Annotated in this window: 25 protein-coding genes; 11 read left to right on the top strand and 14 right to left on the bottom strand. The window is 40.1% G+C overall.

Translation table 11 applies throughout. The features are described 5' to 3' along the window. Nucleotides 1-30: 30 nt before the first annotated feature. Together CRO15_RS01970 and CRO15_RS01965 are read left to right on the top strand one after the other, a co-directional pair. Nucleotides 31-1392 carry a DUF5689 domain-containing protein gene (locus tag CRO15_RS01970; RefSeq protein ID WP_097044814.1) on the top strand — a complete coding sequence of 454 codons (1362 nt, stop codon included), beginning with the start codon at nt 31-33 and terminating at the stop codon, nt 1390-1392. A gap of 92 nt (nt 1393-1484) precedes the next feature. Then, a complete protein-coding gene (locus CRO15_RS01965; RefSeq protein WP_097044094.1) occupies nt 1485-1964 on the top strand; it encodes a hypothetical protein in 480 nt (159 codons plus the stop codon). Between the two features lie 75 nt (nt 1965-2039). Here the strand turns inward: CRO15_RS01965 and CRO15_RS01960 are convergent, their stop codons facing one another. Continuing rightward, the gene (locus tag CRO15_RS01960; RefSeq protein ID WP_097044092.1) at nt 2040-2570 is read right to left on the bottom strand and encodes a lipid-binding SYLF domain-containing protein; all 531 of its coding nucleotides are present in this window, start codon (nt 2568-2570) and stop codon (nt 2040-2042) included. Between the two features lie 86 nt (nt 2571-2656). Continuing rightward, nucleotides 2657-3268 carry a DinB family protein gene (locus CRO15_RS01955; RefSeq protein ID WP_097044090.1) on the bottom strand — a complete coding sequence of 204 codons (612 nt, stop codon included), beginning with the start codon at nt 3266-3268 and terminating at the stop codon, nt 2657-2659. A 337-nt stretch (nt 3269-3605) separates the two neighbouring features. On the opposite strand from CRO15_RS01955, the gene katG reads away from it, so the two are divergent. The 4 genes from katG to CRO15_RS01935 all read left to right on the top strand — a co-directional run bounded on the left by katG (nt 3606) and on the right by CRO15_RS01935 (nt 7884). Continuing rightward, the gene (gene katG, locus CRO15_RS01950) at nt 3606-5843 is read left to right on the top strand and encodes a catalase/peroxidase HPI (protein ID WP_097044813.1); all 2238 of its coding nucleotides are present in this window, start codon (nt 3606-3608) and stop codon (nt 5841-5843) included. Nucleotides 5844-5926: 83 nt separating this feature from the next. After that, nucleotides 5927-6406: an ankyrin repeat domain-containing protein gene (locus CRO15_RS01945; RefSeq protein WP_097044088.1), complete on the top strand. Its 480-nt coding sequence runs from the start codon at nt 5927-5929 to the stop codon at nt 6404-6406. Nucleotides 6407-6414: 8 nt separating this feature from the next. Further along, the gene (locus CRO15_RS01940) at nt 6415-7038 is read left to right on the top strand and encodes an NUDIX hydrolase (protein ID WP_097044086.1); all 624 of its coding nucleotides are present in this window, start codon (nt 6415-6417) and stop codon (nt 7036-7038) included. 69 nt (nt 7039-7107) lie between these two features. After that, nucleotides 7108-7884 carry an amidohydrolase gene (locus tag CRO15_RS01935; protein WP_097044085.1) on the top strand — a complete coding sequence of 259 codons (777 nt, stop codon included), beginning with the start codon at nt 7108-7110 and terminating at the stop codon, nt 7882-7884. Here CRO15_RS01935 and CRO15_RS01930 read toward each other — a convergent pair. Together CRO15_RS01930 and CRO15_RS01925 are read right to left on the bottom strand one after the other, a co-directional pair. Continuing rightward, nucleotides 7868-9490 carry an Ig-like domain-containing domain gene (locus tag CRO15_RS01930; RefSeq protein ID WP_097044083.1) on the bottom strand — a complete coding sequence of 541 codons (1623 nt, stop codon included), beginning with the start codon at nt 9488-9490 and terminating at the stop codon, nt 7868-7870. The genes CRO15_RS01935 and CRO15_RS01930 overlap by 17 nt on opposite strands. 70 nt (nt 9491-9560) lie before the next feature. Next, nucleotides 9561-10250, bottom strand: a complete 690-nt coding sequence (locus CRO15_RS01925; RefSeq protein ID WP_243396882.1) for a ComF family protein — start codon at nt 10248-10250, stop codon at nt 9561-9563. Nucleotides 10251-10298: 48 nt separating this feature from the next. Here CRO15_RS01925 and CRO15_RS01920 point away from each other — a divergent pair, with 48 nt between their 5' ends. After that, nucleotides 10299-11195: an AAA family ATPase gene (locus CRO15_RS01920; RefSeq protein WP_097044079.1), complete on the top strand. Its 897-nt coding sequence runs from the start codon at nt 10299-10301 to the stop codon at nt 11193-11195. 36 nt (nt 11196-11231) lie between these two features. Next, nucleotides 11232-12773, top strand: coding sequence for a glycine--tRNA ligase (locus CRO15_RS01915; RefSeq protein ID WP_097044077.1), 1542 nt, complete (start codon nt 11232-11234; stop codon nt 12771-12773). A gap of 35 nt (nt 12774-12808) precedes the next feature. Here the strand turns inward: CRO15_RS01915 and CRO15_RS01910 are convergent, their stop codons facing one another. From CRO15_RS01910 to CRO15_RS01895, 4 genes are all read right to left on the bottom strand, one after another. Next, nucleotides 12809-13396: a hypothetical protein gene (locus CRO15_RS01910; RefSeq protein WP_097044076.1), complete on the bottom strand. Its 588-nt coding sequence runs from the start codon at nt 13394-13396 to the stop codon at nt 12809-12811. 237 nt (nt 13397-13633) lie between these two features. Next, nucleotides 13634-15301 carry a formate--tetrahydrofolate ligase gene (locus tag CRO15_RS01905; protein WP_097044074.1) on the bottom strand — a complete coding sequence of 556 codons (1668 nt, stop codon included), beginning with the start codon at nt 15299-15301 and terminating at the stop codon, nt 13634-13636. Between the two features lie 506 nt (nt 15302-15807). Further along, nucleotides 15808-16236: a DUF1801 domain-containing protein gene (locus tag CRO15_RS01900; protein WP_097044072.1), complete on the bottom strand. Its 429-nt coding sequence runs from the start codon at nt 16234-16236 to the stop codon at nt 15808-15810. Nucleotides 16237-16239: 3 nt separating this feature from the next. Further along, nucleotides 16240-16674 carry a GNAT family N-acetyltransferase gene (locus CRO15_RS01895; protein WP_097044071.1) on the bottom strand — a complete coding sequence of 145 codons (435 nt, stop codon included), beginning with the start codon at nt 16672-16674 and terminating at the stop codon, nt 16240-16242. Nucleotides 16675-16750: 76 nt separating this feature from the next. Here CRO15_RS01895 and CRO15_RS01890 point away from each other — a divergent pair, with 76 nt between their 5' ends. Then, on the top strand, nt 16751-16942 hold the full coding sequence (locus CRO15_RS01890; protein ID WP_097044069.1) for a hypothetical protein: 192 nt from the start codon (nt 16751-16753) through the stop codon (nt 16940-16942). 58 nt (nt 16943-17000) lie between these two features. Here CRO15_RS01890 and CRO15_RS01885 read toward each other — a convergent pair whose 3' ends face one another. The 6 genes from CRO15_RS01885 to CRO15_RS01860 all read right to left on the bottom strand — a co-directional run bounded on the left by CRO15_RS01885 (nt 17001) and on the right by CRO15_RS01860 (nt 22871). Further along, nucleotides 17001-17747 (bottom strand): hypothetical protein, encoded by a 747-nt coding sequence (locus CRO15_RS01885; RefSeq protein ID WP_097044067.1) that lies wholly within the window; start codon nt 17745-17747, stop codon nt 17001-17003. A 245-nt stretch (nt 17748-17992) separates the two neighbouring features. Continuing rightward, nucleotides 17993-20062 carry a TonB-dependent receptor family protein gene (locus CRO15_RS01880; protein WP_243396881.1) on the bottom strand — a complete coding sequence of 690 codons (2070 nt, stop codon included), beginning with the start codon at nt 20060-20062 and terminating at the stop codon, nt 17993-17995. Nucleotides 20063-20089: 27 nt separating this feature from the next. Beyond that, entirely contained in the window at nt 20090-21139 is a 1050-nt protein-coding gene (locus CRO15_RS01875) for a Gfo/Idh/MocA family protein (RefSeq protein WP_243396880.1), read from the bottom strand. A gap of 97 nt (nt 21140-21236) precedes the next feature. Next, nucleotides 21237-21791, bottom strand: coding sequence for a cysteine hydrolase family protein (locus CRO15_RS01870; RefSeq protein WP_097044064.1), 555 nt, complete (start codon nt 21789-21791; stop codon nt 21237-21239). A gap of 34 nt (nt 21792-21825) precedes the next feature. Further along, complete coding sequence (locus CRO15_RS01865) at nt 21826-22287, bottom strand: hypothetical protein (protein WP_097044062.1); 462 nt, start codon at nt 22285-22287, stop codon at nt 21826-21828. A gap of 65 nt (nt 22288-22352) precedes the next feature. Beyond that, complete coding sequence (locus tag CRO15_RS01860) at nt 22353-22871, bottom strand: hypothetical protein (protein ID WP_097044811.1); 519 nt, start codon at nt 22869-22871, stop codon at nt 22353-22355. Between the two features lie 127 nt (nt 22872-22998). Between CRO15_RS01860 and CRO15_RS01855 the strand changes: the two genes are divergently transcribed. Both CRO15_RS01855 and CRO15_RS01850 read left to right on the top strand, forming a co-directional pair. Beyond that, nucleotides 22999-23763 carry an exodeoxyribonuclease III gene (locus CRO15_RS01855; RefSeq protein WP_097044810.1) on the top strand — a complete coding sequence of 255 codons (765 nt, stop codon included), beginning with the start codon at nt 22999-23001 and terminating at the stop codon, nt 23761-23763. 64 nt (nt 23764-23827) lie between these two features. Beyond that, on the top strand, nt 23828-24868 hold the full coding sequence (locus CRO15_RS01850; RefSeq protein ID WP_097044060.1) for an NADP(H)-dependent aldo-keto reductase: 1041 nt from the start codon (nt 23828-23830) through the stop codon (nt 24866-24868). The last annotated feature ends 2 nt before the right edge of the window (nt 24869-24870 follow it).

Raw genomic sequence — 24870 nt, 5'->3', positions numbered from 1 at the left:
CCAAAGAAAACCAAATACTATTTGATGATAATGAGATTTATAAATAAAACATGCTGTTCTTTAAGCTTAATCATTGTTTTTTCTTGTGTTGTAGGCTCGGATTTTGAAGCTCCGGAAGATAACTGTGATTCAGACATGGAAGCCAACATCAGTTTTGAGGACTTAGAAGGGTTTTTTAATGATGAAACAATACAGATTCAGGAAGATTTAATTATTGAGGGATACATAATCTCGTCTGATAGGGCTGGGAATTTTTATGGAGTTCTCTATCTACAAGACCATCCAACTAATCCTGCCAAAGGGCTTCAACTTGAAATTGATTTACGGAATTCGCACTTGTTTTTTGAAGTTGGCAGTAAAGTTCAGGTGAAACTTAAAGGGTTATTCTTGGGGAAAAGTGGAGAAACACTCAAACTTGGTGGGTCGTTTTCAGCATTTGGAAATGTTTCAGTAGGAAGACTGCCAGCTTTGAAGGTCCCTGATCACATTTTCTTGTCGTGCGGAGATATTGAAGAAGTTAAACCGATTTTGACAAACATTTTGGATGTGGAGAATGTTCCGGCCAATGTCTTAGTTAAACTCGATAGCTTGGAGGTAATGGATGAAGGGTTGGGAATGACCTTTGCGTTGCCCAAAGAAGAAACAGAGATTATTCTTAAAGACTGTAACGAAAATGAAATGGTGATGCTAAACAGTGGTTTTTCGGATTTTCAGGCCGAAGTTTTGCCAGATGGAAATGGAACAATAACTGGAATTTTACAAAAAGATGGAAAGAAACATCAATTAGTTATCCGGGATTTGAATGATTTGGATTTTTCTAACGATCGCTGTCCGGAAATCATAACTGAATTTACATCGAACCAGATTTTTATTTCAGAACTGGCAGACCCGGATAACAATTCCAAAGCACGATTTGTTGAGTTGTACAATGCATCTGAAGAATCTTTGCATCTGAACAAATGGATACTGCAACGCTATACCAACGATAAAACAGCGGTAAGTTCCTCGATTGATTTATCTGGATTTATCATTGAGGGAAAAAGTACGTTTGTCATATCTCCTAATGCAGCTGAATTTGAGTTGATATATGGATTTTCACCAGATTTAGGGGTATCTACAAATAGTCCTGCAGATTCCAATGGAGATGATAACTTGGAATTGGTTGATCCCTTTGGAGTTATCATCGATAGGTTTGGAATTATTGGCGAAGATGGCTCTGGCACCAACCACGAATTTGAAGATGGTAGGGCGGTAAGAAACCTAAATATTACTAAGGGGAACCCCTCTTACACTTTTTCAGAATGGACAATTTTTAATGATACGGGAGATTCGGGAACAACAAAACTGCTTCAAAATGCTCCAGAAGATTTTACTCCAAATGAGCATCAATAACACAATGGGGAACAGTGCAATTTTTAACACAAAACATCCAAGCCCTACAAGAAACACGTAGATTATTCCAATAAACATTAATAACCATAACTATGAAACACGTTTTATTTACTCTTGTTTTTGGTCTTGCATTGGTATTTCAGTGTCAGGCCCAGGAAATTTCAAAACATGCATTGGGAATTAGAGTCGGGGATGATGATGGATTTGGTGCGGAAATAAGCTATCAATTAGGTCTTTCAGATGCAAATCGGCTTGAACTGGACTTAGGAATTAGAAGCAAAAAGGATTCCTATGATGCTTTTAAGTTGGTTGGCCTTTACCAATGGGTAATGCCTTTAGATCGTTCTTTTCATTGGTATGTAGGTGCGGGTGCCGGTGTAGGAAATGTCAGTGTTGATGGTGCAGGTTCTAACACCTTTGCACTATTGGCTGGAGACATTGGAATAGAGTACAATTTTAAGATTCCATTGCTTTTGTCCTTGGACGTAAGACCTGAAATAGGCTTTAACGATGAGGGTTATGGTAGTGACTTTGATTTTGATTTAGGACTTGGGATTAGATATCAATTCTGATACCAATACACTTCCAAAAAGAAAACCCCAAGAAAATACTATATCTTCTTGGGGTTTTTTGTGTCAAAGAGTTTATTAAAATGGGCGATAGCTAAACTTTTGACCTCCCACAGAAGCATCGGCCATTAAGCCAGCTTTGGGAAGTGCAAAAACGGCAACCCCATCTTTATATTTTGCGTTGAACGCAATACCAGATTTTAGGGCAACTGCAGAGGTTTCGGCAGCAAAGGCAAACTTTCCTTCCTTAAAGCGTTCTAAATCTATTGGGGTTTCAAAAAAGATAACCTCTATAATTGCTTGTCCACCAGCCTGAAGACCAACGTTCAGCTTTTTAAGTCCTGCCATTCCAACCATTTCACTAGCTTCATAAACTACTCCATTCCCAGAGGCACCACCAATGATGAAACCTCCTTTGCCTACATTGGGAAAAAGAACATAACCTGCTGAATTATCAAAAAAGCGTTCAAGACCACTATCTGCTTTCAACAATGTTTTTTTTGCACTTTTTGCATCGTTTATAATTTTCCTGTCCTTTTTGGATTGCGCATTTACATTAACAATCAGCAGCATTAATACTGTTATTGTCAGGGATTTTGCTATTTTCATATATCGTGTTTAAAGAAAGAATAAAGGTAAAAAATAAACCCCTTCCAATCTGGAAGGGGTTTGCCAATAAGTGTTAATACGATTCTTTAGTTTCCTTTAGGAAAAAGTTTGTGTCCCATTACTTCTTCCATTTGTTTTACATGGCGTTCCGTATGTCCTGCCATAAAGATGACCAGTTGTACGCCATCAACAGTACCAAAGGGCAAGTCGTTGCTAAATCGGTTTCTTAAATCATCTTCTGTAGTCTTGATGTATGCTATATGCTCATTTCTTTTGTCCATAAAAGTCTTCACTGTGGATTCATGGGTGCCAAATTTTCCAGTTGGTTCAAAAGGTTCTCTTGTTTTTACTTTGTTGGTCCTGTCGGTAATAATGCCCATGAGTTGTTCATCTTTGAATTTTAAGGAGTCTTTTAAAGCAGGATTGGTGCCCGAGGTCACTGTCTTTTTTATTAAACCTCCAAAAGCATTCTCAGAAATGGTTAAATGCTCAACACATTGAGCAATAGACCAAGCTTCCTCTTCTGGAAGAAAATTTAGTTGCTCCTCTGTAAGTCCCTTAAGGACTTTTGACAAATGATCACGGGTTTCTGTCAAATGTTTGATTGCCATTTTACGATCAACATCTGTTAGCTTAAAAGTATCCGCACTAAAGCTAAAGAGCAATAAGGCAACGATTGGTAAAATGAATTTTTTCATCTGCGATAGAATTTGAGTTAATTATGTGTGTATAGTAATACTACTTTATTGACGATTAAAGCAACTTTAATTGGACATGTATAAAAACAAATTTTCATAGTGTTAATAATGACAATAAGCAAAGATAAGGTATAAAATGGCCACATAAAGGGTCAAATACGCCATATAAAGGTGCTGTTCATGCTAAGAACTTGCCTTTAGGGAATTGAGCATATGACCAGAATATAAATAATATTTATGTTTTAATAACATTTTAATATTAATTGTCTATTATTCAGACTGCTGTTTTCTTAATTTTATGTGGGTTAAAAAAACATATTTAAAACAACATACTATCATGAGTAAAGAATCAACAAAAGACACTGCCGCGGGCGGTCAAAATGGAGCTAGCAAATGTCCATTTATGCATGGAGCCTTAAAACATGGTGCTGGAGGTGGCACATCTAACCATGATTGGTGGCCCAATCAATTAAAATTGAATATTCTTCGTCAGCACTCTTCTCTGTCCAACCCTATGGATGATGGGTTTGATTACCCGGAAGAATTTAGGTCACTGAATTTAGATGCGATTAAAAAAGATCTTTATGATTTAATGACTGATTCTCAAGACTGGTGGCCTGCAGATTACGGACATTATGGCCCTTTTTTCATTAGAATGGCATGGCACAGTGCGGGAACGTATCGTATTGCGGATGGTCGTGGAGGTGCTGGTTCGGGAACTCAACGCTTTGCTCCATTGAACAGTTGGCCAGATAATGCAAATTTGGATAAAGCACGCTTACTGCTTTGGCCAATAAAACAAAAGTATGGAAAGAAGATTTCTTGGGCAGATTTAATGATTCTTGCGGGAAATTGTGCTTTGGAATCCATGGGTTTTAAAACCTTTGGTTTTGCGGGAGGACGTGAGGATGTCTGGCATCCTGAAGAAGATATTTATTGGGGAGCTGAAACAGAATGGCTTGGAGATAAACGTTATGAAGGAGACCGGGAACTAGAGAACCCTCTTGGGGCGGTTCAGATGGGATTAATTTATGTGAACCCAGAAGGGCCCAACGGAAACCCAGACCCTATTGCCGCTGCACATGATATTAGGGAAACCTTTGGAAGAATGGCCATGAACGATGAAGAAACAGTAGCCCTTATTGCCGGAGGTCACACTTTTGGAAAAACACACGGCGCAGCAGATCCGGGAAAATATGTGGAGAGAGAACCAGCTGCAGCTGGTATTGAAGAGCAGAGTAAGGGTTGGAAAAACAACTTTGGGACAGGAAATGCCGGGGATACTATTACCAGTGGGTTGGAAGGCGCTTGGACAACAACACCTACTAAATGGAGCAACAATTTTTTCTGGAACCTGTTTGGATATGATTGGGAATTGACAAAAAGCCCGGCAGGAGCACACCAGTGGATACCAAAACATGGAGCTGGCGCTAATAGTGTGCCAGATGCTCACGATTCCTCTAAACGACATGTCCCAATTATGTTGACCACAGATATTTCTTTGCGCATGGACCCGGCCTACGAGAAAATTTCAAGACGTTTTCATGAAAATCCAGACGATTTTGCTGATGCATTTGCCCGTGCCTGGTTTAAATTGACACATCGTGATATGGGTCCTATTACACGTTATCTTGGAGCAGAAGTGCCCAAAGAAGAGATGATATGGCAAGACCCTATTCCCGAGGTTAAGCACGAATTGATCAATGATGGAGACATTGATGGGCTAAAAGCCAATATTCTGGCCTCCGGTTTAACAGTTTCTGAATTGGTTGGTACAGCTTGGGCTTCAGCTTCAACATTCCGTGGTTCAGATAAAAGAGGAGGTGCCAATGGAGCTCGAATAAGGCTGACACCTCAAAAAGACTGGGAGGTGAACAATCCAGAGCAATTATCAAAAGTATTGGATACATTGGAAAGAATCCAAAATGAATTCAATAGCAACCAATCAGGTAACAAGAAAGTTTCAATGGCTGATTTGATTGTTCTGGCAGGAAGTATTGGTGTTGAGCGGGCCGCTAAAAATGCAGGCCATGATATTGCTGTTCCATTCACGCCAGGAAGAGGTGATGCTACACAAGAACAAACAGATGTTGATTCTATTGCTGTACTGGAGCCTAAAGCTGATGGATTTCGTAACTATATCAAATCTAAATATGCAATTTCAGGAGAAGAAATGTTGATAGATAGAGCTCAACTATTAACTTTAACAGCTCCGGAAATGACTGTACTTGTAGGGGGGCTTCGGGTTCTAGATGTAAATCATGATCAATCGCAGCATGGAGTTTTCACTGAACAAGCTGGAGCCTTGACCAATGATTTCTTTGTAAACCTATTGGACTTAAATACCAAGTGGGAGGCAACCTCCGAAGAGGAAAATGTTTTTGCAGGACGCAACCGTGCTTCAGGTGAGGTAAAATGGGCAGGTACCCGTGTGGATCTTATTTTTGGGTCAAACACCGAACTTAGGGCAATAGCAGAAGTCTATGGAAGTGATGATTCCAAAGCCCGTTTTGTTAAAGATTTTGTAGCCGCATGGACTAAGGTGATGAACTTAGATCGCTTTGACCTGGCTTAATAATAGAAAAAGGAAATTAACTATGAAGAACTGTCACATCCGCTAAGGTTGTGGCAGTTTTTTTTATACCTTTCCAAAGGAATATGAACAATAAAGATGACTTCTTCAGTGAAATAAGAAGTGGCAACCTTGAAGCTGTTTCACAACTACTTGAATCTGATACCAAATTGTTGGAAACCAAAGATGAAAGAGGGTCAACTCCTTTGATTTTGGCTACCTATTACAATCATGAGGGAATTACAGAACTGCTATTGAACAAAGGGGCCGAAATTGATGCAAAAGATGGTTCGGGCAATACTGCATTATTGGGAGTGTGTTTTAAAGGCTATGTTAACTTGGCAAAGCTGTTGATCAAAGCTGGGGCCAATGTAAATCATATTAATGCGATGGGTGCCACAAGTCTCATTTATGCTGCAACGTTCAACCGAATAGAAATTGCCCAATTACTGTTGGAGCATGGTGCTGATACATTGGCTAAAGATGCAAGGGGCAATACGGCCTTGGATCACGCAAAAATGCAAGGAACCAAATCTTTAATAGAACTATTGGAAGAAAAAGGATAAACAGTTTAATGGATTCAAAAGAGCAACTCAACCTATTAAAACGAATTAAGGCAATTTCAGAAACAGGCTTGGTATATGCCAAGGATCCCTACGATTTGGAGCGCTATGAAGAATTGAAGAAGATAAGCCTGAAACTTATGGCCTATATGGCTAACGCTCCCATTGAAGTGTTGCAGGATTTTTTTATGCCAGAGAATGACTACCCTACTCCAAAAGTTGATGTCAGGGGACTTGTATTGAATGAGAAGGATGAAATTTTAATGGCCAAGGAAAGTATTGATGGCAAATGGACCATACCCGGTGGTTGGGCAGATATTGGTAATACACCCTCAGAAATTGCGGTTAAGGAAATTGAGGAAGAGACAGGAATAAAAACAGAGGTGGTAAGATTTTTAGGAGTCTATGACAAACAGGTACATGCACACCCCCCGGAACCCTATTACATTTACAAACTGTTTTTTTTATGTAGAATGGTTGGTGGAGAACTCAAAGCTGGATTTGATATGCTTGACGCTGATTTTTTTCCGTTAGAAAAACTCCCGGAACTTTCGGAAGAACGGATTTTGGAAAGCCAATTAAAGCATTTGTTCCAATTGTCCAAGTCTTCGGAATCTGACGTGTATTTTGATTAGCAACGGTGATAAAAAATATAATGCTGAACAATGTTTCCCTGAGCTTATTGAAGGACTTTAGTATGAGTTATGAGCCCGAAACTTAAATTAGCCCTAGTACAATCCCATTTGATTTGGGAAGACCCAGAAGCAAATAGAGCATTATTTGAAGAGAAGATTCAAACAATTACCGAGGATGTGGATTTGATTATTCTTCCAGAAATGTTCTCTACGGGGTTTACCATGAATCCAGAAAATATTGAAGCTGAAGAAGACAGAAAAACGGTAGAGTGGATGCGAAAAGTTGCGGAACAGTGCAATGCGGCTTTGATTGGAAGCATTGTTTTTTCAGAAGGAAAAACTTACCGCAATCGCCTCTTTTTTGTTGATCCAAATGGAAATCCAAAAACATATGACAAAAGGCACACCTTTACCTTGGCAGGAGAAGACAAAGTGTATGAAGCGGGCACCTCTAAATTACTTCTGGAGTACAAAGGATTTAAAATTTGCCCATTGATTTGTTATGATCTTCGTTTTCCTGTATGGGCCAGAAATGTGGAAAATTATGATGTTTTGATCTATGTGGCCAATTGGCCAAAACCGCGTATTGCAGCATGGGACACCTTACTAAAGGCACGTGCTATTGAAAACATGGCCTATTGTGTGGGAGTCAACAGAATTGGGGTTGATGGTCTAGGTTATGAGTATTCAGGTCATTCAGCGGTGTACGATACCTTGGGAAATCAAATAGCATATTCTGAAAAAAAAGAAGTCCTCTATACCACTTTAGAGAAAAACGATATTGATATAACAAGGAACAAGCTCAAGTTCTTGGAAGATCGGGACGATTTTAATCTGGTAAAATGATAAAATTTTCTACCTGTTCCCAGTTGGCTCTCATTTCAATCGTATTTGGGTAATAGCTTACTTTTTCAGGTTGTATTTTTTGCAAGTAATTTCCGGTATCCCAAATGCCATTCCCATTATCATCAAAGATTACCCGTAGTTGATATTTCCCTACATCAAGATTGTTGAACTCAAAGGGCTCAGGTTTGGTAGCATAAATTTCACGCTGTATTTCTCCTTTATCATCTGTGAGCTGCAAAATCATGGGAAAACGCGTGGCACCGCTTACATTGATCTGCAGATTCCCATAATCTGCATAGCTCCCTGTTGATAACCTATAGCTCAATGTGTCGTTTTGAATGCCGAAGAAATCGGTAATTGCCCCTGGCATCAATTCAAAAGCATAGCTTTGGTTGGGTTCTATCTCAAAACCAAAATCAATCTTATTGCGTACAGAATCCTTTTTAAAAGAGTATGGAGCTATGATGGAATCACTTTTAAAGAACCAAATTTTGGAAGTGTCCAATTCCACAATGGGCGTATTGGCCAAAACACTAAAAGTATCCTCAAAGTTCATTTGCCCACTAATGTTGGAACTAAGCTGCAAAGAATCCAAAGCCAATTTTCGAGATTTAACAGTAAATGTGTCAATCCGCTCTAAACTTGTATTTGTTACGGTAAAAATAATAGAGTCTAAATCTGTTGGGGTAAGCCAATAATCCAACGTGTCTTTTTCCCTGTCTTTTAGAATGATGGTATTTACGGAATCCGGTAATTCGGTCAGAGTTTTAATTTGGATGTCCTCATAATTTCCTTGATAGCCAAAAAGAATGCGGTTTTTGGCAACATAACTGGGCACAGAAATACTATAATCCGGCTTCTCCTGAAAGAGGTTCAATAAATAAATGGAATCCGTGGGAATGGTAATGGTATCTTTCAAAAACCCAATTTTGTCCTGTCGTTGATCAAATTGGTTGTTTTTGTTGATGTCTTTTAGACCTACCAATATGTATTGCCCAGCTTTTAGATTTTTAAGTTCAAACAAGGGCAAACTATCCAATGTGTTGGAAATATAGTTGGGAGGGCTTTTGTAAACAGTGGAATCTGTATACGCTGTGTCCAATTCATAGAGCATAACGCTAATGAACTCATCGGCTTTTCGGTTAAATGCATCTTTTACGGCACCGGACAGGGTCAAAGAATCAATATAGGTGCCGGTAGAGAAAACATAAGTCAAAAAACTATTGGGATTACCTTCATTATTGTCCACTATGCTCTGGCCAAAATTTAAGGTATAAGTAGTGTTTTCTTTTAGGGTGTCCTTTATAATAACTTCAATATACTTGTTGGCACCACCCAAAGGTTTTACCTCGGGAGGGTACTTCAAAGGAGGCGAAACAATCAATTGGTTCTGTACATCTTCCAGTTTAATGAGCTCATCAAAGTACAACCGTATTTTTTCCGCCTTAAAACTTGTAGTAAAATTTTCAGGTTCTGTTTTCAATAATTTCGGTGGAGTCACATCTTTGGGTCCGCCCGAAGGTGTTCCTCTTTTGGCACATTGCCAAAGGGCCAAGCCCATTAGGACAAGAAAGGAAATACTTAATAGTTTTCTTAGGTATCGCATCTTAAAAACTAGAATGGGACAAAGAAACAACTAATTTGAAAACTGAAACCTAGCATTAATAAAATTTAACCTAAGGGACTACCGCAATGCTGACCACGGAAATGCATACATCCTTAAGTTGATGTAATGTTTTTGCGCAGGCCTCAATAGTAGCTCCCGTGGTAATTACATCATCCACCAATAGTACATGCTTAAAGTTTTGTTTGGTCATTGGGTTCAATTCAAAAACATCTTTTGCATTTTCCCAACGCAGTTGCCTATCCTTTTTTGTTTGGGTTTTTGTATTTATGGTTCTCAGAAGAACATCACTTCTATATTCAGCATCAATGGCCACGGCAATATGTTGGGCAAAAAGAGAAACTTGATTATAACCCCGCTTTTTTTCTTTTTTGGGATGCAAGGGCACTGGGATTACAACATCAACCGTTTGAAGCATTTTTTCATCCTTTAAATATGAGCCGAACCAATCTCCAAAAAAACCTCCTATTTGCTCTTGATTTTTATACTTCAGTTGATGTAAAAGGTTCTTTACAATTCCATTTTTGGAAAAAAACACGAAAGAAGCTGCCTTTTTTATAGGAATTCTCCCATAAAACATTCGGTCTACCACATTTTCATCAGTAAGGTTATGATCGGTGAGAGGCAATTCATGTCGACAAACGGTACACAATATGCTTTCTCCTCTGGTTAATTGCGCATTACATCCAAAACATACCTGTGGCAATAGGATGTTGTTAATCTCGTTTATTATCTTAGCCAACCTTTTCGGAGTCAAATCTTATTACGCTTTAGAGTAGTCTATTAACCCATGGATGCCCAAGATAACAATTTCAACTACAAGATTATTTTTGCAGCACTTGTCGCTGTAATCGTGGGTATTTTAATAGCCTTCTATTATAGTTATGCCCAATCCAAAAACCAAATGTCCTTTTTGGAACAGGAAAAATCCCTTTTGGTAAAAGACCTTACCTTAATGAAAGCCGAAGTAGATCGGCTATCCGGGTTAAATGAGGTAAACGATATTGAACTACAGACATCAAGGTTCAAAGTACAACAATTGTTGGATTCCGTGGGAAGGTTGAACTTCAGCATTACCAAATTAAAGGAGACACGAAAAGAACTTAGGATGTTAGAAGTTAAATTTGACAGCCTTAAACTCAAAAATAACTTTCTTAGGTACAATAATAGTTTACTGGCCAGCAGATATGAAGAAACCAGAAAACGATTGGAGGAAGTGCGTGGAAGGGCAAGCAATATGGAAAAAGCGGAGTCACTGTTACGCGAAACCAACAAGGAATTGGCACGAGAACTCAAGATCAAGAGCTATCTAAAACTCCAAGATGCGGAAGGAAGTGGGTTTAGGCTAAGAGCCGGTAGACCTTTAAAGACCAACAAGGCATCCACTATAGAAAAATTACGAGGCTGTGTTACCATTTTGGCCGATTCTAATGAAGACGGAGATGTAAAAGTGCTCTATCTACAGTTTTTGGATCCCAACATGACGGTTATTGAAGATAATGCCAATACCATATCCGTTAGTGGAAACACCTACAGCAAAAAAGTAGAAATAATCTTTACCGGAAAGGAAATCAGTATTTGTGACGCCATTACTGTTCCAGAAGGTTCTCTTTCTGAAGGAATTTACACCCTAAATGTGTTCGAAGACGAGAGACTGTTGGCTTCTACTGAATTTCAGCTGAAATAGGGCTTATCTTTTTGGGCAAAATTCTATTTTTGCCGCATGGCAAATCAAGAAGACATTTTTAAGAAGGTAATCTCCCATGCAAAGGAGTATGGATACGTATTCCAGTCCAGTGAGATTTATGACGGACTCAGTGCTGTTTACGACTATGCGCAAAACGGGGTTGAGCTAAAAAAGAACATTCGTGAATATTGGTGGCAGGCCATGGTGCAGCTCAACGACAACATAGTTGGGATAGATGCCGCTATTTTTATGCACCCCACCACCTGGAAAGCTTCTGGTCACGTAGATGCCTTCAATGATCCACTGATAGATAATAAGGATTCTAAAAAAAGATACCGGGCAGATGTTTTGATTGAGGACCATGTTGCCAAGATTGAGGCTAAAATAGAAAAGGAAGTCAAGAAGGCGGCCAAACGCTTTGGGGATAGTTTTGACAAAGAACAATTTTTGGCTACTAACCAACGTGTTTTGGATTATCAGACCAAGGTCGATGGAATTCTAAAACGCATGGGGAAATCTCTTGAAAATGAAGATTTGGCCGATGTTAAGTCATTGATTGAAGAATTAGAGATTGCGTGTCCACTTTCAGGATCCAAAAACTGGACGGATGTTAAACAGTTTAACCTGATGTTTGGAACCAAATTGGGTGCTTCGGCAGATTCCGCCATGGATTTGTACTTGCGTCCCGAGACAGCACAAGGAATATTCGTCAACTTTTTGAACGTTCAGAAAACCGGACGTATGAAAATTCCGTTTGGGATTGCCCAGACCGGAAAAGCATTCCGTAACGAGATTGTAGCCCGTCAGTTCATTTTCCGTATGCGGGAATTTGAACAAATGGAAATGCAGTACTTCATCAAACCGGGAACCCAACAAGAGTGGTATGAAAAATGGAAGGAAAAGCGAATGAAATGGCATCTTTCTTTGGGAATGGGCGAGGATAATTACCGTTTTCATGATCATGAGAAATTGGCACACTATGCTGATGCCGCGGCCGATATAGAATTTAGGTTTCCTTTTGGGTTTAAAGAGTTGGAGGGAATCCATTCCCGTACCGATTTCGATTTAAGTCAACACGAAGAATTTTCAGGTAAAAAATTACAATATTTCGACCCAGAAGAGAACAAGAGCTACGTGCCTTATGTACTCGAAACTTCTATAGGTTTGGATCGTATGTTCTTGGCGGTGTTCTCCAATTCGTTAAAAGAAGAGGAACTGGAAAATGGAACTACACGAACCGTACTTAAAATTCCAGCAGTATTGGCACCCACCAAAGCAGCAGTTTTACCATTGTTAAAACGTGATGGATTACCGGAAGTAGCCCACAAACTTATAGATGAGTTAAGATGGGACTTCAATGTAATCTATGATGAAAAAGATGCTGTGGGCCGTCGTTACAGAAGACAAGATGCAGCGGGTACACCTTTCTGTGTTACGGTTGACCATCAAACCTTGGAAGATGAAACTGTGACCATTCGTCACAGGGATACCATGGAACAGCAGCGTGTAAAGCTGTCGGAGGTCAAGGACATTATCTCCAAGGAAGTGGATATGCGATATTGGTTGCAGAAGATTTAAAAAAAACCTTTCTTCAGAAGAGAAACTTATCGGAATTAAATAGTGTGTTTGATAATTTTACCCAAACGAGCCATAAATATTTTATGGGAATTTAATTGTTCGGGGTGATAGGTCAGGTCCAATAAAAAAGTTTCCTTATCAGCATATGAAATATGGATTTTTTGATATTGAACCCTATGGCCAAACCTGCCAACGGTAGCAGATATTGCCTCTGAGCGGAACTTATCAAATTCTTTAAATAATATATTTTTTGGCTTGGATGTGGGCCTTTTAAAAATGTTGAGGTTTTTTATAACAATAGTTTTTTTGTTGGTATCTACAACAATGTTTTTGGAAGTAGCGTAAAATTTCAAAAGACTTATTGCGATTGCAGTTATTGAAATCTCCATTATCCAGAATTTTGGATTCCCTAAGTTGGAGGAATTTATAATGATACTTGGAAAAGTAATCAGGAACAAGATGGGAAATATGAGTAACAAGAAGAGATCCTTTTTTACTTTTATGTTGAAATAGTCAGGATTGCCCTCAATAATAAAATCTTGCCTCAAAAACAGAGTTGCCATGTTTTCTGAAAGTGTTGCCAATTCCTGAAAGTTTGTTTTGGGGTCATCTGAATCTTCCATGTGCTATTCATTTTAAAATAGGGAGGAAAAGTATGGATAAAACAAAAACGAACTTTAGATCAATATATGGATTGCCAATATGGTTTGACAGATACTTTGTTCAAAGTGAGTGGATGAACAACGTAGTAATTTCAAACGGACCAACTATCAGGGTTGAGATATCTTCTTGAGCGCAGTCTAAAGAGCATCGAGACCTAGAAAAAAGACCTCTCGACTACGCTCGAGGTGACATCGATTTTAAAACAAACCTGTAATCTCTCCTTCATCACTTACATCAATCCCTTCAGAAGAAGGACGGGCTGGTAAGCCGGGCATACGCATAATGTCTCCGGTTATGGGAACCAAAAACCCAGCTCCAACTGCAATTTCAATTTCTCTTACGGTAATAATAAAATCCTTGGGTCTCCCTAAAAGTTTAGGATTATCCGATAATGATTTTTGGGTCTTTGCGATACAGACAGGCAAATGATCCAATCCTAAATTGGAAATTTTCCGCAGATGTGCCTTTGCCTTTGAGGTGTAGTCTACATGCTCTGCGCCATAAATTTCTGTAGCAATTGTGGCAATTTTGTCCATTACTGGGGATTCCCAATTGTAGAGCGGTTTAAAATCCGAGGCTTTGGATTCCACAATGTCGATTACGTGTTGGGCCAACTCCTCTGCGCCGGCTCCACCTTTGGCCCAGACCTTGGCAACGGCAACGCGAACCCCTTTTGACTCGGCAAGTTCCTTGATAACCTCAATTTCGGCATCGGTATCGGTAATAAATTTATTGATGGCAATCACGGGCACCACATTGAACTTTGCAATGTTCTCCAAATGCTTTTCCAGATTGGGGAGTCCTTTTTTAAGCGCTTCCACATTGGGTTCCGTCAAGGATTTTAAATCTGCTCCGCCATGGTATTTTAACGCTCTAATGGTGGCCGTAAGCACAACCGCTTTTGGTTTTAGGTCTGCACTCTGGCATTTGATATCAAAAAACTTTTCAGCACCCAGATCAAAACCAAAACCGGCTTCGGTAACGGTATAGTCTGAATATGTCATCCCCATTCGCGTAGCGATCACGGAATTGGTTCCTTGCGCAATATTGGCAAAAGGTCCACCGTGAATAATGGCAGGGTTCCCCTCCATAGTCTGAACCAAATTTGGTTTTACGGCATCTTTCAGCAAAGCTGTCATGGCACCTTCGGCCTTTAGGTCTTTGGCATAAATGGGTTCTTTGTCAAAAGTATAGCCAATGAAAATATTCCCTAAACGCTCTTTTAGGTCGCTCAGGTTTTCGGCCAAACAAAGAATGGCCATAATTTCCGAAGCAGCGGTAATATCAAAACCAGTTTCTCGTGGAATTCCAGAAGTGGTTCCTCCCAAACCTACGATTACATGGCGAAGGGAACGATCGTTCATGTCCATCACCCTTTTCCAGCCAATGGTTCTGGGGTCTAGGCGTAAAGACCTTGTTTTACTTTGAATATTATTGTCTATAACTGCCGAGAGCAGGTTATGAGCTTTTTCAATGGCGGCAAAATCCCCTGTAAAATGAAGATTGATGTCCTCCATGGGCAATACTTGCGAGTGCCCACCTCCGGTTGCACCACCTTTAATTCCAAAAACAGGCCCCAAAGAAGGTTCCCGCAACACTACGGTCGTTTTTTTGTTCAAGCGGTTCAGACCTTCGGTCAAACCTATGGACATGGTAGTTTTTCCCTCTCCGGCCGGTGTTGGTGAAATGGCCGAAACAAGCACCAGATTACTTTCACTGGCTTTTTGCTTGTCAATGGCGTTCAAGGGCAGTTTGGCCTTGTGCCTGCCATACATTTCTATGGAATCTGGGTCAACTCCAAATTTTTCTGCAATGTTGGTAATAGGTTGTAGGGTAACGCCTTTGGCAATTTCCAAATCGGTCATAGGTAGTTGTTTTGAGTTAGCTTGAAAAACAAAAAAACCTTTGTTTTTGTAGGCAACAAGATACTACAATCAGCGGAGAATTTGGCTTGGTTTAGTGCTGGTTTTTTGGTTGTTCCTTCCCTTGGTCAAGCGAAGGTGTCCGAAGGACGGAAGCGGTTTTAGTTTAAACTACTTCATATGATCTCAAGTATCAATCCCCTCCGATTCCAATGAAATTGGAACCACCTCCCCTTATCCAAGGTGAGGAGCCATTGTTGGTGATAAAACCAAATAAATTCCTTTCCCTTTTAGGGAAAGGTGGTGTTACGGAGTAACAACGGAAAGGGTGAATCTAAAACAATCCCTTCCGTCTTGTGACCTTTGGCCACAATCCACCTTCCCTTAAAAAGGGAAGGAGCTTTTAATTGTCTTGTCAGGCCGAGTTGTCATCTTGAGCTTGTCGAAGGGCGAGACCTTTTAAAGGATAAAATGATTAAGACCTCTCGACTGCGCTCGAGGAGACAAATCTACAACCCCAAATTGGGCAAATGCTTTACTTTATGATAGTTAAGGGTGGCCCGGATACAGTTTTTGAGTTCGGCCTCCGGGAGTTCATCATCCAGTTGAAAAATAATGGCCCTGTTACCTTCATAGGTAAATTGCTTGCCATAGATCAGCTTAAAAGTGGGCACCAGCTTGCTGGTGCACTGAAAATAAAGTGCATATTGATTTGGCGCTTTGGCCTTCCAGTCCATACGTAGGGTACTGCCCTTTTTGGTCACGTAACTGGGTTCGCCCCATTTTAGGGTCTCTCCAAGCTCGCTGATCTCCGGGTCTTCTTGGGCCACTTCCAAAACCAATTGCCGCAGGCGCTCCATTTGCTCCCTTACCATATCTGGATAATTTGCAAAAACCGAGGCGACCTCGGGCTTGGATTGTAACTGTAGCTTTTTCATGGGCTAATTTTGATCGAGTTTTAAACGGTACATACCACTTTGCGATTTCTCAAACCCCAGTTTTGTATATAAGCGAATGGCACTTTGCCTGTGGTTACCCGTAAAGAGCAATACCTCCGTTAGCCCCTTTTGCTCGGCAATGGTGAGCAGTTTCTCCATGAGTTGGCGGCCTAGGCCCCGTCCTCGGTAAGCGGTATCTACCACCACATCTTCTACAATGCCCTTACTGCCCGAAAATACATTATAGGTACACATGGAGGCCATGCCAATAATTTGGTCACCCTCTTGGCAATACACCAAGCTCAGCTGATTTTTCTTTTCCATGATCTTGGCCAAGGGGTTAAGTTGTAGACCGGGATTAAGTTGTTTGAACAGCTTAACCATTTGGTTTTCCATTTCTACGGTTATATTTTCTGTAGTAAGGAGATTGATGGTCATTGTTAGGACTTTGCTACTTTAAAAATACTACTAATTAGTAGTAACACATGAAAACTTTGGAGCATAACTTGCCCACATGTTGACACCTACCCAAATAGAAAACCTAAATGTATGGATCAAGGAAGCCTATGGTTCTCCGGAAGAACTAACCAAACAATTAGACAAGCTCATTTTTATACTGCACTTTTTAGAAGAAGAAGTTTTTACTAAAAGAGAAATACAAAGCGCAGCGGAATTGTTAAAGGGGTTTGGGGAGGTTTTGGAATAGTTCTCCTGATAGATATATGAGGTGAACTTGAAAATTTAAGAGATTTTATAGGATCGCTTTATTCCAGTAATCCTTCTTTCTCTAAATATTCTCTGAATGTTGTTTTGAGAATACTTGATTTCCTATCCAATAAATTATCCACAGTAATTGCAATACCGTATTTGGTGGTTTCATATTTTTCATAAATAGTTTTCTTGTTTTCGGTTTCATCAATTTCTTTCTCTTCATATACTAAAATCTCAGTGGATGCATTTGCAATTATGAATCCCATAACATGCCAAGAATCTGAATTTTTTAGACTAGCTCCTGATATTCCTTTTGGACAGTGAAATGATAATTCATAAACGGATGGCTTCTTTTGAAATTCATGAAAACGTCTTTTGGTAACAATGTATCCTTGTAGACCTCGAACAACGAATTCATTTTCTGAAATATTATACCCGAATGGGTAACCTAATGCGAAAACGTCACCCAACATTTCAGCAGATTTAGATGTCCATTTGTCAGCTTTAGCATTAATATGTCCTTTCTTTAATTTCACAATTCCAATATCCAAATCCTCAAATATTTCAGCTTGCTCAATGGTATGGTATATATAATTGCTAGTCGAGTCCATTTTGTCTCTAAAAGCTATTGCGGTAAACTCTGACTCTTTAGCATTAAGTATGCTATGACCAGCTGTAATGAATATGTTGTTTTTTAAGTATGATGCTGTTCCATAAATATTATTCGTTTTTGGGGAGCCATTTTCTAGATTATAGCCAACTATTGGGAAACTTAGATTCTCGGGATATTCTGTTGCCATTAATTTTTTTTGATATTACATCCGACTTATATTCACACATAAAACTTATATGCCATAGCCTCCAAATATAACTTATAAACGCCATAAAAAGTAAGGGATATCTGTAATTGTCTCTATAAGTAAATTTATGTGTGTAAGTGGTGGTTTTTGTTGTTCCGTAGTATGATTTGGCTTGCTTCGATACTTCGACAGGCTCAGTACAGGCTTGCTCAGTGTGACACGCAGGAATGACAAATAAATTGGGTTTAGAAAAGATAACCCAATTTCACCCCTCCGTAAAAGTTTCTGTCATTTCCGGGATAAAAATAGCGGGGCAGGGCGCCACCAAACCCAACGGCATTGATTAATACACTTTGGGCATAACGGATATCAAAAAGGTTGTTTGCACCAACATTCAACCCCAAAGAAAAATGGTTAGAGAGTTGGGCCTCGTACCCCAATTTGGCATTGAACACATTAAAAGAATCACTGCTCAGGCTGTTGGCATCCGTTAATGGAATCTCGTCCACAAATTGGTGGGTCAAGTTCAGCTGAAAACCAGCGGTGTGTTTTATATCCAAGCCAGAACTGATTCGGTGTTTGGGTACCCCGGTCAAAGGATTGCCTGAAAAATCATCATCCCCATCCACAAAATTCACAAAACTGTGGTTGCTAAAAGTGTAGTTGAGGTAGGGATAGACCTTAAGGTCTTTGCAAAGCTCAAATACCGATCTTGCGCTGAGTTCTAAACCTTGGTGGCGGGTCTCCCCCGCATTTCGGCCAATAAATTGGTCCTCACCCACACGTTGGGCCACCAACAAATTGTTGATGTCCATATGGTACAGGGACCAGTCCAAAAACAGATGCTCGTTGAAAAGTGTGGACATTCCGCCAAGTTCATAATTGGTTCCTGTCTCTTGGGCAATATCTGGATTAATGACTCCGTCAGGCGTTAGAGTCTCCTCCAAACTGGGGTTGGAAAATCCACGGCTTACGTTGGCATATAACTTTCCGCCCGCAAACAAATATTGCAGCCCAAAACTGGGCAAAAGAATGGCATCAAAATTTCGGTCGGCAGAGGTATTGGCATCTCCCTGATTGAACAGATCTTGAAAATTATAGTTGGTCTTGTTCAAATTAAGCCCCAATTGGGCCGAAAACCGGGTGGTGATGGTATGGGTAAGCGTGCCGAAAAGGTTAAACTGCCTCCGGAATTCGCTGTTATCGCTTAAGCGATCACCTTGTAAGCTGCCGTTGCCGTTATTATCCCGATACAAGTTTCGGAAAGTGCCCCAATGGTATTCGTCTTTGTACAATTCCCCACCAAAAGTGTATTCAAAGCTTCCTGCCATGCCCTTAAACTGGCTTCGAACACCAAATCCATTGGTGAACTCATCCAAAATGTTAAAAGGGCGAGGTTCATAATGGTCTAAATAGGTGTAAAAAACACTGGTGGTATTTTTTAAGGAAGTGTTGAACTCGTAGGTATGGTACAATCCGGCAAGCACATATTTGTTGGCCTCAAAACCTTGGGCGGCCAGCCAATTTCCAGCTGCACGGGTTGGGTCTTCATCAAAATCGGTCTGGTTCAACGAACTTGGAATCTGAGCGGTGTAATCAATATAATTGACCAACAGGCCCAATTTGCTTTTTTCGCTGAGGTCAACATTGGTATTCAGCAAAAAACCATCACGATCAAAGCTGTTGTTCTGTCTGTAGCCATCGGTTTCAAAATGGTTGTAGCTAAAGGAGAGATTAAAATTGTCTTCAGAATGTGTAAAGGATAGGTTCTCCTTCAACATTTGATATGACCCCAGGGTAAAGGAATTGGTGAGTTTAGTTTGGTTTTCTTCATGGTCTTTGGTATCGAGCAGAATGGCCCCGCCCAAATTGGTGCCAAAAGCGGTGCCTTTGGGCCCTTTAATAACCTCAATTTTTCCCAGATTCTCCAAGTCGAAGGCCTCAATGGTTGAAGAGCCTGTTCCGTTGGTTACTGGGATGCCGTTAAAATACATACGAAGCTTATCGGTTCCGAAAGGGGTACGTGCGCCCACACCACGGATGGTAATCCGGTTGGTATTGAGTGCCCCGGAGAGCACATAAACCCCCGGAATTTGATTTACTGCCGAAGTAATGTCGATAGGATTGAATTTTTGAAAGGTCTGCCCGTTTATAATGGAATGGGGAGTGATCCCGGTAGCATTTCTGATGGTGATATCCTCAATGAGAATAATCTCATCCAATTGGTTCACGGAATCTTTTTGGACTTCCTGGGCAAAAAATGAAAAGGTAAAAAACAAGAAAACAAAAATACTGGGGGCTTTTATATAGGCCATAGGTTGCATTGAGATTGATTGATGAAGTTATTCTTTTAAAGTAATTGTTCTTCCGGTTCGGGCACTTTCTCGTGCGGAGTCCAAAATTTCCATGACCACCAAATTGTTTTCCAAAGAGGACAGGCCATATGGTCGTAACCGAATTTTGTTGTTTACAACTGCGGCCAATAAAGCAAAAGGGTCGTTGTAAGGGGCCGGTCTTTCTTCCAAAGTAAATTTTTCTTCATGATAACCGTCATAGCCCTCTGCAATGCGAAGACGAAGTTCATTTCTGTTATCGGCATAGAGTGCGCCCGTCAATCCGTACAATTCCATATCCTTACGGCCAATGGGCCAATTCCACGAAGCTTGGATAATGGCCTGGGCATCATCATAAGTAAGTAAAATAGTGGCTTCATCATCTACTTTAGGGTTGTTTTTGGGCTGTAACTGTTGGGTTATGGCCGTTACGGTATTGGGTTTTATTCCGCTCATAAGCCAAGTGGTCAAGTTGGCACCATAACAACCAAAATCGGTAATAGCGCCTCCGCCATTTTCTTTGGGATCCTGCAACCAGTCCAAAAATTCTTTATTGACACCTATTTTAACCGGGCCTTTATGTCCATCCCGAACAATGATTTTTCTTAGTCTTCCTATTTTACCATGGTTCAAAAATCTTTTGGCCATATGGTTTGTGGGATACCATGTAGTTTCATAATTGGTCAATAAATGGATGTCATGTTCTTCTGCAAGGGCGGCCATTTGTTGTGCGTGGTCCAAACTTACGGCCAAGGGTTTTTCTACCATTACATGAATGCCCAAAGGGGCACAGGTCTGTACTACTTCCAGATGGCCATAAATGGTCCCAAAGGCGGTAACTGCCTCGGGTTTAGTTGCGAAAATCATTTCTTCCAAGCTATCAAAAACCATATCCATGGAATACCCATATTGGTCGGCGTAGCGTTGTGCCAGTTCTCGATTGGGTTCTGCAATACCAACAATTTCGATGTCTCCAATATCCTCACGTCCCAAAATCCAATGCACATGGGTATGGGTAAGTCCAGCCACAGCAACTCGCAAGGGTTTTTCTTGGGACATGCCATTTGGGGCAAACAATACAAAACAACAGATGAGAATAAACGAGCGAAGCATAGGGTGTAGTTGGTTCAAAATCAATATCCCATAAAAATAAGAACTAATCCTGAAGTTCATTCAATAGGGTGACGGTATCTTTTATGATGGCAAATTCGTCTTTAAGATTGGCCAAGGCGGTATTGTGGATGAGTTCGGCGCTGAATTTTTGTCCATTGACCCCTATTTTGTCAAAAGCAGCGGTGGCATCAGAAATTAAATTGACCTTAAAACCAAGGTTGGCCGCCATTCGGGTTGAGGTGGATACACAATGCTCGGTAGTCAATCCAACAATGACCACTTCTTCAATGCCTTTGGATTTGAGTTCGGTTTCCAAAGGAGTGCCTATAAAAGCACTGTTCACATTTTTTTGAAATACAGGTTCATCTTTCAAAGGTGAAACCAAAGGATGCAAAGCATTTCCTGGTTTGGATGGATGAAGCGGTGATTCAACATTTGTGGAACAATGTTGAATATGAAAGACAGGGAGTTTTTTAGTTCTAAAAAACTCAAGAATTTTTGCGGCATTAACTTCGGCATCAAGATTGTTACGCTCGGTTCCGTAGAAATTGGTTTCTCGTAGGCCAACTTGTATGTCTATTAACAGAAGGGTGAGCATTTGAAAAATAAATTGTTGTTTACGGGGGTTGTCTCTAAAACTGAAGAGCCAACCCAAAACCTTGTTTGGAAGGAGCTAGCCTAAATACCGATTTTTTGCTAAGACCTTCATTATATTTTAAAATTGCCTTCTTTTTTTGACTGTTGGAGATCAAAGCAAAGGTGAGAAAGGAACCAAAGGAACCTAGCACCCCTAGGAACGGCCCGGTTGTATTTTTGTCATTTGAATAATTATTCATCTGCCAAGCAAAGAAACCTAATTCAGCAGCACCGGATATGTAAGCCAAGGTGCTGGTTGTTTTCGATTTTTTCCAATAAGAGTAGGATTCTTCCTTTTTTTCTAATAGGGATATCAAATCTTGTTTTGTGATTCGGTTATCATCCTGATAATATTGATAGCCCCAAAAACTGGGAAATATGGTTATTTCTTGAGCGCCAAGTTTTGAGTAAAACAAGCATAGAAAAAGAGGTAAAACAATCAATTTTTTAATATCCATTCTTTTTGGTTTAGAGGTTTCTTAATGGGATTAAAAATAGAGGATATTTTGATGATGTCAATAATTTAAAATCTAAAACCAACAGATAAACCACCTCTATACATAAAGGTGTCTTGAAAATCTTCAGGGTTGATGTTTCTTCCAAATCCGCCAAAGATTTCCAAAGAGAATTTTTGGCTTCGTGTCACCCATTTGTTGCCCAATCCCAATCCGAGTGCCACAGTGCTGTAATCATTATTTCTGGAACCGAGGTTATCTTGTAAGTTATCATCTTCCCCAGTATAATAAAGGCCAAAGGCCTCAGCAAAGAATCCGCTTCTGGGTTGGTAACCAAAATAAGCCCTAAAGTTGGGTCCTATTCCAAAATTACCGTTATAATCTGTGGCGTCATTATCAAAATAAACCGTTCCCCCAATACTGGTATCCTCACTGAGGTAATATTCATAGGATCCTTCTACCGCAGTGGTGGCCAGAAAAAGTCCAATGTTGAACTTTAGTTCATTGCCAGAATCTAAATTGGGATAGGCTTGGGCTTTCAAGAAAAATCCTGAAAGCAAAACGCCAATAAATACTAATTTTCTCATGACCATGATTTTAAATCCATCAAGGATAATCAATTAATGTTCCAAAAATCAAATTTAAACCACAACTATCAAATAGAATCATTTTAAGGAGCCAAACACAATGGTTATTTTTAGTGAAAATTTGAGCATGAAGATAGTATCGTACAACGTAAATGGAATTAGGGCGGCTTTGAACAAGGGTTTTATTGATTGGTTACAGGCTGTTGATCCCGATGTGGTCTGTTTACAGGAAATAAAAGCCATGAAGGAACAGGTAGATGTGTCTTTGTTTGAGGCAGCGGGATATAACTACCATTACTGGTTCAGCGCGCAAAAAAAAGGATACAGTGGAGTGGCTTTGCTTTGCAAGGAAAAGCCTGATCATATTGAATACGGTACTGGAATAGATTATATGGATTTTGAGGGCCGAAACATTAGGGCAGATTATGGGGATGTTTCCGTAATGAGCATGTATCTGCCCTCAGGCACCAATTTGGATCGTTTAGATTTGAAACTTACCTATATGGCCGATTTTCAGAAATATGCTGATACACTAAGAAAAGAACGCCCAAACCTTGTAGTTTGTGGCGATTATAATATTTGCCATGAAGCTATTGACATCCATGACCCAGTGAGAAATAAAAATGTATCCGGATTTTTACCTGTTGAGCGGGAATGGATCGGAAATTTTATGAAGAGTGGGTTCATTGACAGTTTTAGACATTTCAACAAAGACCCCCATAATTATACGTGGTGGAGCTACCGTGCCAATGCCCGGGCCAACAATAAGGGATGGCGATTGGATTATGGCATGGTGAACGATTCCTTAAAGGACAGATTAAAGCGTTCTGTTATTCTTTCTGATGCCAAGCATAGCGATCATTGCCCAATTCTTTTGGAAATAGACAAGTAAGATTAGTTTTAAGGCGGCAAAAAATGGATTGATTATTTTTGCCAATTGAAAAATGATTAGCTAGATGAAATACACCAGACTACCACATACCGATATCAAAGTCAGCAAGATTTGTTTGGGAACCATGACCTGGGGAAGACAGAATACAGAGGAAGAGGGTCATAAGCAGATGGATTATGCGTTGGACCAAGGTGTCAACTTCTTTGATACGGCTGAGATGTACCCAATTCCACCTAAAAAGGAAATCTATGCGGTAACCGAAGAAATAATTGGGAACTGGTTCAAAAAAACTGGGAATAGGAATAAGGTAGTGCTTGCCACAAAAATTGTGGGGAGAGCAGATTTTGCCAAATATATTAGAACAACGGGATTTAGCAAGGATTCCATAATCAGTGCGGTAGATGGAAGTCTAAAGCGATTGCAAACCGATTATATTGATTTGTACCAATTACATTGGCCAGAACGGAACACTAACTTTTTTGGGCAACGCGGATTTAATGCACATTCCATAGATCCTTGGGAAGACAACATACACCAAGTATTGGAAACCCTTCGCGATTTGATTGCTGAGGGGAAGATCAGACATGTGGGATTGTCCAATGAAACACCATGGGGAACCATGCGTTATTTGGAAGAGAGCAAGGTGCACCAAAGTCTACCTCGAATGCTTACCATCCAGAACCCATATAGCTTATTGAACAGGTTATTTGAAGTTGGGCTTTCTGAAATTTCAATGCGGGAAGATATTGGACTTTTGGCATATTCTCCGCTAGCTTTTGGTGTACTGAGCGGTAAATATTTGGATGAGATTGCTCCAAGAAAGGCAAGGTTGACGCTGTTTCCACATTACGATCGTTACAGTGGCGAAACAGCTACGACCGCCACCCAAAAGTACAATGAGTTGGCAAAGGAACATGGTTTAAGTTTGTCGCAAATGGCATTGGCTTTCATCAATACAAGACCTTTTTTGACCAGCAACATTATTGGCGCAACAACCATGGAACAGTTAAAGGAAAACATTGATAGTATTGATGTTGACCTTTCTGATGAGGTGATAAAGGGAATCGAGGAAATCCATAATTCCATTCCCAATCCGGCACCTTAGGA

This window comes from Flagellimonas pacifica, assembly GCF_900215465.1.
GTDB classification, from domain to species: Bacteria; Bacteroidota; Bacteroidia; order Flavobacteriales; family Flavobacteriaceae; genus Flagellimonas; species Flagellimonas pacifica.
The sequence above is the reverse complement of the archived record's forward strand: the minus strand, read 5'-3'. Positions and strand labels throughout refer to the sequence as shown.

Excerpts from the sequence above, each read along its gene's own strand:
- CRO15_RS01970 (WP_097044814.1), top strand. The coding sequence starts at position 31 with ATGAGATTTATAAATAAAACATGCTGTTCTTTAAGCTTAATCATTGTT.
- CRO15_RS01965 (WP_097044094.1), top strand. The coding sequence starts at position 1,485 with ATGAAACACGTTTTATTTACTCTTGTTTTTGGTCTTGCATTGGTATTT.
- CRO15_RS01960 (WP_097044092.1), bottom strand. The coding sequence starts at position 2,570 with ATGAAAATAGCAAAATCCCTGACAATAACAGTATTAATGCTGCTGATT.
- CRO15_RS01955 (WP_097044090.1), bottom strand. The coding sequence starts at position 3,268 with ATGAAAAAATTCATTTTACCAATCGTTGCCTTATTGCTCTTTAGCTTT.
- katG (WP_097044813.1), top strand. The coding sequence starts at position 3,606 with ATGAGTAAAGAATCAACAAAAGACACTGCCGCGGGCGGTCAAAATGGA.
- CRO15_RS01945 (WP_097044088.1), top strand. The coding sequence starts at position 5,927 with ATGAACAATAAAGATGACTTCTTCAGTGAAATAAGAAGTGGCAACCTT.
- CRO15_RS01940 (WP_097044086.1), top strand. The coding sequence starts at position 6,415 with ATGGATTCAAAAGAGCAACTCAACCTATTAAAACGAATTAAGGCAATT.
- CRO15_RS01935 (WP_097044085.1), top strand. The coding sequence starts at position 7,108 with ATGAGCCCGAAACTTAAATTAGCCCTAGTACAATCCCATTTGATTTGG.
- CRO15_RS01930 (WP_097044083.1), bottom strand. The coding sequence starts at position 9,490 with ATGCGATACCTAAGAAAACTATTAAGTATTTCCTTTCTTGTCCTAATG.
- CRO15_RS01920 (WP_097044079.1), top strand. The coding sequence starts at position 10,299 with ATGGATGCCCAAGATAACAATTTCAACTACAAGATTATTTTTGCAGCA.
- CRO15_RS01915 (WP_097044077.1), top strand. The coding sequence starts at position 11,232 with ATGGCAAATCAAGAAGACATTTTTAAGAAGGTAATCTCCCATGCAAAG.
- CRO15_RS01910 (WP_097044076.1), bottom strand. The coding sequence starts at position 13,396 with ATGGAAGATTCAGATGACCCCAAAACAAACTTTCAGGAATTGGCAACA.
- CRO15_RS01905 (WP_097044074.1), bottom strand. The coding sequence starts at position 15,301 with ATGACCGATTTGGAAATTGCCAAAGGCGTTACCCTACAACCTATTACC.
- CRO15_RS01900 (WP_097044072.1), bottom strand. The coding sequence starts at position 16,236 with ATGAAAAAGCTACAGTTACAATCCAAGCCCGAGGTCGCCTCGGTTTTT.
- CRO15_RS01895 (WP_097044071.1), bottom strand. The coding sequence starts at position 16,674 with ATGACCATCAATCTCCTTACTACAGAAAATATAACCGTAGAAATGGAA.
- CRO15_RS01890 (WP_097044069.1), top strand. The coding sequence starts at position 16,751 with ATGTTGACACCTACCCAAATAGAAAACCTAAATGTATGGATCAAGGAA.
- CRO15_RS01885 (WP_097044067.1), bottom strand. The coding sequence starts at position 17,747 with ATGGCAACAGAATATCCCGAGAATCTAAGTTTCCCAATAGTTGGCTAT.
- CRO15_RS01880 (WP_243396881.1), bottom strand. The coding sequence starts at position 20,062 with ATGGCCTATATAAAAGCCCCCAGTATTTTTGTTTTCTTGTTTTTTACC.
- CRO15_RS01875 (WP_243396880.1), bottom strand. The coding sequence starts at position 21,139 with ATGTCCCAAGAAAAACCCTTGCGAGTTGCTGTGGCTGGACTTACCCAT.
- CRO15_RS01870 (WP_097044064.1), bottom strand. The coding sequence starts at position 21,791 with ATGCTCACCCTTCTGTTAATAGACATACAAGTTGGCCTACGAGAAACC.
- CRO15_RS01865 (WP_097044062.1), bottom strand. The coding sequence starts at position 22,287 with ATGGATATTAAAAAATTGATTGTTTTACCTCTTTTTCTATGCTTGTTT.
- CRO15_RS01860 (WP_097044811.1), bottom strand. The coding sequence starts at position 22,871 with ATGAGAAAATTAGTATTTATTGGCGTTTTGCTTTCAGGATTTTTCTTG.
- CRO15_RS01855 (WP_097044810.1), top strand. The coding sequence starts at position 22,999 with ATGAAGATAGTATCGTACAACGTAAATGGAATTAGGGCGGCTTTGAAC.
- CRO15_RS01850 (WP_097044060.1), top strand. The coding sequence starts at position 23,828 with ATGAAATACACCAGACTACCACATACCGATATCAAAGTCAGCAAGATT.